General features: G+C 72.7%; 7 protein-coding genes. 3 read left to right on the top strand and 4 right to left on the bottom strand.

What is annotated here, in order from left to right:
- The 4 genes from ACFU8Q_RS38935 to rimP form a co-directional block, all read right to left on the bottom strand.
- Positions 1 to 795 (bottom strand): translation initiation factor IF-2 N-terminal domain-containing protein (locus ACFU8Q_RS38935; RefSeq protein WP_384464161.1); only part of this gene is annotated, 795 nt, incomplete at its 3' end.
- Between the two features lie 147 nt (positions 796 to 942).
- Positions 943 to 1,221 (bottom strand): YlxR family protein, encoded by a 279-nt coding sequence (locus ACFU8Q_RS38930; RefSeq protein WP_384464158.1) that lies wholly within the window; start codon positions 1,219 to 1,221, stop codon positions 943 to 945.
- A gap of 190 nt (positions 1,222 to 1,411) precedes the next feature.
- Complete coding sequence (gene nusA / locus ACFU8Q_RS38925) at positions 1,412 to 2,452, bottom strand: transcription termination factor NusA (RefSeq protein ID WP_384464155.1); 1,041 nt, start codon at positions 2,450 to 2,452, stop codon at positions 1,412 to 1,414.
- Positions 2,453 to 2,454: 2 nt separating this feature from the next.
- A complete protein-coding gene (rimP, locus tag ACFU8Q_RS38920; RefSeq protein ID WP_327258693.1) occupies positions 2,455 to 2,952 on the bottom strand; it encodes a ribosome maturation factor RimP in 498 nt (165 codons plus the stop codon).
- Between the two features lie 176 nt (positions 2,953 to 3,128).
- Between rimP and ACFU8Q_RS38915 the strand changes: the two genes are divergently transcribed.
- Genes ACFU8Q_RS38915 through ACFU8Q_RS38905 form a run of 3 tightly spaced genes read left to right on the top strand, consistent with a single transcriptional unit; the run spans position 3,129 to position 5,067 of the window.
- The gene (locus ACFU8Q_RS38915) at positions 3,129 to 3,656 is read left to right on the top strand and encodes a hypothetical protein (RefSeq protein WP_384464151.1); all 528 of its coding nucleotides are present in this window, start codon (positions 3,129 to 3,131) and stop codon (positions 3,654 to 3,656) included.
- Positions 3,653 to 4,135 carry a ferritin-like domain-containing protein gene (locus tag ACFU8Q_RS38910; protein ID WP_384464148.1) on the top strand — a complete coding sequence of 161 codons (483 nt, stop codon included), beginning with the start codon at positions 3,653 to 3,655 and terminating at the stop codon, positions 4,133 to 4,135. Before ACFU8Q_RS38915 ends, ACFU8Q_RS38910 begins: the two co-directional genes overlap by 4 nt.
- A gap of 29 nt (positions 4,136 to 4,164) precedes the next feature.
- Positions 4,165 to 5,067 (top strand): aminoglycoside phosphotransferase family protein, encoded by a 903-nt coding sequence (locus ACFU8Q_RS38905; RefSeq protein ID WP_384464145.1) that lies wholly within the window; start codon positions 4,165 to 4,167, stop codon positions 5,065 to 5,067.
- Positions 5,068 to 5,109 lie beyond the last annotated feature (42 nt).

Raw genomic sequence — 5,109 nt, 5'->3', positions numbered from 1 at the left:
GCCCTGGCCCTGCGGACGCGGGGCGCCGCCGGGGCCGCCCTGCGGACGCGGGGCGCCCGGACGGTCCTGACCGCCACCGGGACGCGGGGCGCCACCGGGACGGGGCGCCTGCGGACGGGCCATGCCCGTCGAGCCACCGGAGGTGAAGGGGTTGTTGCCCGGACGGGGACCGGCCGGACGGGAGCCGCCGGGCCGCGGAGCGCCCTGGCCCGCGGGACGTGCGGGGCGGTCGCCACGCTCGCCACCACGGCCGCCGTCACGCTGACCGCCGGCCGGCGCAGGACGCTGGCCACCGGCAGGACGGGGTCCGGGGGTGGCACCCGCGGGACGCGGGGCCTGCTGCTGCGGGGCAGCGGGCTGGGCCGGAGCCGGAGCCGAGAACTCCGCGGCGGGGACCGGAGTCACCGGAGCGGGCTTGGGCGCGGGCTTCGGACCCGGACGCGGGCCCGCGGACGGCGCGGAAGGCGCCGCGGGGGTGCTGCTCACCGGGGCTGCGGCGGCCGGCTTGGGAGCCGGGGCGCCGGGCTTCGGGGCAGCCGGACGTGCCGCAGCGGCCGGGGAGGGCGCTGCGGGCTTTGCGGGCGCTGCCTTGCGGGGCGCGCCAGGCTTCGCAGCGGACTTGCCGGCGTTGCCGCCGGGCCCCTGCAGTGCGTCAGTCAACTTGCGTACAACCGGCGCCTCGATCGTCGAGGACGCCGAACGGACGAATTCACCGAGTTCTTGGAGCTTGGCCATGACGACCTTGCTCTCGACGCCGAACTCCTTGGCGAGTTCGTATACCCGGACCTTAGCCACTTCGCTCCTTTTAGGTCCGGGTTACCGCCGGACCGTCGCTACTTCATGGGCGTACTCATCGCGTACTCATCGAGTGCTCATCGCAATCTCGACCTACTTCCAACTCGCGAGGTACCTGACCGCACGGGGTCCCGTGCCGTTCATTTCCTACGGTGTCACCCGCTCGACGAACCGCTGCACCGCGGCGGTGTCGAACGGCCCCTTGGCCTTGAAGGCCCGGGGGAACGCCCGGCGGCGAACCGCCAGGTCCAGACAGACGGAGACGGGGTGCACATAAGCACCCCGGCCGGGCAGCGTACCGCGAGGATCAGGGACGCAGGCGTCCTCGTCCGCGACGATGCGCAGCAGCTCGCTCTTGTCCGCCCGCTCCCGGCATCCCACACAGGTTCGCTCAGGGCAGGCGCGGGCTTGCGTCCGGCCAGACACGTTTAAGTCTACCTCCCCGCACCGACCTCACCCCTTTGGGGCAAAAATCGAACGGATGTTGTCGTGATCTCAGCGCCCTGTCGCCCCGATGTATTCCCCGGGCCCGGCGCGACCGGCCCCGGGGAGCCCCGTTTCGGGGCGGCGCCCGGCAGTCCGGCGCGGGCCGACCGCCCGGGACTGCCGGGTCGGGTCAGCCGCGCTCGGAGCGCTCGCGGGCCCGCTCGGCCCGCTCGCGGTCGGCGATGTCGCGCTCGGCGTCGGTCTCGGTGTCCGGACGGATGTCGATGCGCCAGCCGGTGAGGCGGGCGGCGAGGCGGGCATTCTGCCCCTCCTTGCCGATCGCGAGCGACAGCTGGTAGTCCGGCACGGTGACCCGGGCGGACCGCGCACCGAGGTCCACGACCTCGACCTTGCTCACCCGTGCGGGGGACAGAGCGTTGGCGACCATCTCGGCCGGGTCGTCCGACCAGTCCACGATGTCGATCTTCTCGCCGTGCAGCTCGGCCATGACATTGCGCACCCGGCCGCCCATCGGGCCGATGCAAGCACCCTTGGCGTTCAGCCCGGAGCGGGTCGAACGGACCGCGATCTTGGTGCGGTGACCGGCCTCGCGGGCGATCGCGCAGATCTCGACGGAACCGTCCGCGATCTCCGGGACCTCCAGCGCGAAGAGCTTCTTCACCAGGTTGGGGTGGGTCCGCGACAGCGTCACGGACGGACCGCGCACGCCCTTGGCGACCCGTACGACGTACGTACGCAGGCGCAGGCCGTGGGTGTACTCCTCGCCCGGCACCTGCTCCTGCACCGGAAGGATGGCTTCCAGCTTGCCGATGTCGACCAGGACGTTCTTCGGGTCCTTGCCCTGCTGGACCACGCCGGTGACGACATCGCCCTCGTGGCCCGCGTACTCACCGAACGTCCGGTCGTCCTCGGCGTCGCGCAGCCGCTGCAGGATGACCTGCTTGGCGGTGGTCGCGGCGATCCGGCCGAAACCGGACGGGGTGTCGTCGAACTCCTTGGGCTCCTGGCCCGGTTCGAGGTCGGCCGGGTCCTCCTTCGCCCACACCGTCACGTGGCCGCGCGCATCGAGCTCCACGCGCGCGCGGCGGTGGCTTCCGTCCGTACGGTGGTAGGCGATGAGGAGGGCCGACTCGATCGCCTCGACGAGCACGTCGAAGGGGATCTCCTTGTCCTGTGCCAAGCCCTTCAAGAGCTTCACATCGATGTCCACGGCTACGCCTCCTCTTCCTTCTTGTCCTTGCGGCTGAATTCGATCTCCACGCGCGCCTTGGCGATGTCGTCGAAGGCGACCCGGCGGGACGTGGGTTTGCGGCCCTTGACGCCCGGCACTTCGAGGTCCAGGCCTTCTTCGTCCACGGCGAGGATGCGGGCCACCAGGTCGCCGCCCTCGCGCAGTTGCAGCTTGGCCAGGCGGCCCGTGGCGCGTACGTAGTGGCGGTGCTCCGTCAGTGGACGGTCGGCACCGGGGGAACTGACTTCGAGGACGTACTCGCCCTCGCCCATCGCGTCGGTCTCGTCGAGCTTCTCGGAGATCGCGCGGCTCAGCTCGGCGCAGGCGTCCAGCTCCACGCCCTCTTCGGAATCCACGATGATCCGCAGCACCCGGCGGCGGCCCGCCCGGGAGACCTCGATCTCTTCGAGATCCAGCTGTTCGGCGCTGACGAGCGGTTCGAGCAGTCCGCGCAGCCTCTCGCTCTGGGTCGTGCTCATCCGGGTGACTCCTCGGCCGCGTGTGCTGTTGTGGGGATCTCGCGTGTCAGGTCAAAGGGTATCCGGTCCCGAGGGGTGTTGGCGTCCGCCTGCTCCGTGGCCGCGGGTACGCTCGCCTGCGGTGATCACTTCAGGACAGATCCAGTCACAACAGGTCCAAGCCCGGAGGAGAACAAGTGCGGCGCACGGGGACGACGCGCAGAGGTGCGTTCACCGCGACGGGAGCGATCGCCATGGGGGCGGTGCTGGCCGGCTGCGGTGACGGGTCCGGGCCACGGGAAGGCTCCGCCGGTACCGACGCGGCGACAGCTGACGCGCAGGCGCTGGCCGCGCGGACGGAGAGGACGCTCCGGGCGAGTTCCGCCCGTACCAGCAGGGAACTGCTCGCCCGGTACGAACACGTGGTCAGGGCCTATCCGGCGACCGTCGCCCGGCTCTCGCCGCTGCGGGACGCCGTACGGGCCCATGCCGAGGCACTGGCGCCCGACGGCAAAGAGTCGCTCGTGTTCTCGCGGACACGCGCGACCGACGCCGCGGCCGCCGTGAAGGAGCTGGCCGTGGCGGAGCGCCGCACTGCGGACGCCCATACGGCGACGCTGCTGACGGCCTCGCCGGAGCTGGCCCGGCTGCTGGCGTCCATCGCGGCGGCGGGCGCGGCCCACGCCTATCTGCTGAACGAGCTGGCCAAGGAGACCTCGTCATGAGCGCCGGGACACAGAGGGCGGCGCAGGCTGCCCTGGCCGCCGAGCACGCGGCGGTGTACGGGTACGGGGTGGTCGGCGGCCGGGTCGCCGACGGCCGCCGGGCCGAGGCCACGGCGGCGTACCACGCGCACCGGGCCCGGCGCGACGCGCTGGTGCGGACCGTGCGCGACCTGGGCGGTGAGCCGGTGGCGGCACAGGCCGCGTACGCTCTGCCGTTCGCGGTGCCGGACCCGGCCGCGGCGGTGCGGCTGGCCGGGCTGCTGGAGGACCGGGTCGCGGGCGTCTACTCGGATCTCGTACGGGCCGCCGAGGGGCCGCTCAGGCGGGAGGCGGCGGACGCGCTGCGGGAGGCCGCGGTGCGCGCGGTCCGCTGGCGGGGCAGCGGCGTAACCTTTCCCGGGCTCGCCGAGCGGACCGCCGACGGGACCGGCGCGACGGAGGGGACCACTGCGAAGCACGGGTCCGGCGCCACGCACTGAAGAAAGCTCTGAAAGGGAACAAAGCACGCATGGGTTTCGAACCGCCGCAGCGTCTGGTGCGAGCGCTCGGCGAGTCGTACGGGGACGACGCCGCCGAGTGGCTCGCACGGATCGGCGCACTGACCGAGGAAGCGCTGTCCTCCACCGGGCAGAAGGTGACCGTGGACCGGGTCGCCACCCCGGGCGGCCGCAGCAGTCTGGTCCTGCTGGTGACGTGCTCCGACGGCACCCCGGCCGCGTTGAAGCTCGCTCCGTCCGGGGCCGCGCCCGAGCTGGAACGGGCGGCGCTCGCCCACTGGAACGGCTGGGGCGCGGTACGTCTCCTCGCCTCCGGCCCCGGTGCCCTGCTGCTGGAGCGGTTGCACCCCGAGATGTCGCTACGCTCGCTGCCGGAGGCGAAGGCACTGCTGGAAGCGGCGGGGACGGTGCGCCGACTGTGGGTCGAGCCGCCGGCCGGTCATGGATTCGAGACGGTCGCGGAACGGACCGGACGCCGTACGGAGCCGATGCGTGCCTGCGCCGCTGCCGAACCGAGCCTGGCCCCACTGGTCTCCGCGGCGCTCGCGGCGCGCGAGGAGCTGGTCGCCCACTCCCCCGAATCCCTGCTGCTGCACGGCAACTTCCGCCAGAGCAAGGTGCTCGCGGGTGAGCGGGTGCCCTGGCTGACGGTCGGGCCGGAGCCGTTGGTCGGTGAGCGGGCCTACGATCTGGCGCGCCTGGTGCGCGACCGCGTCGAGGATCTGATCGCCTCGCCGGGCGGTCCGGCGACGGCCCGTCGCCGGATCAAGAAGCTCGCCGATTCACTGGACGTGGACCGGGAACGGCTGCACGGCTGGACGCTGTTCCGCGCGGTGGAGTCGGGCACCCGGGCACTGGCGGTGGGCCGTCACCAGGAGGGTGAGCTGACGCTGGAGTTCGCCGGCTGGCTGTAGCGGTCCACGAGAACGCAGGAGGCCCCCCGCGCGGTGCGCGAG

This window comes from Streptomyces sp. NPDC057543 (genome assembly GCF_042801895.1).
Taxonomy (GTDB): Bacteria; Actinomycetota; Actinomycetes; order Streptomycetales; family Streptomycetaceae; genus Streptomyces.
Note: the sequence above shows the minus strand (reverse complement) of the source record. Positions and strands in the feature narration are given on the sequence as shown.

Bases quoted from the DNA above. Each gene is read 5' to 3' on its own strand.
- ACFU8Q_RS38905 (WP_384464145.1), top strand. From the start codon at position 4,165: ATGGGTTTCGAACCGCCGCAGCGTCTGGTGCGAGCGCTCGGCGAGTCG.
- rimP (WP_327258693.1), bottom strand. From the start codon at position 2,952: ATGAGCACGACCCAGAGCGAGAGGCTGCGCGGACTGCTCGAACCGCTC.
- ACFU8Q_RS38910 (WP_384464148.1), top strand. From the start codon at position 3,653: ATGAGCGCCGGGACACAGAGGGCGGCGCAGGCTGCCCTGGCCGCCGAG.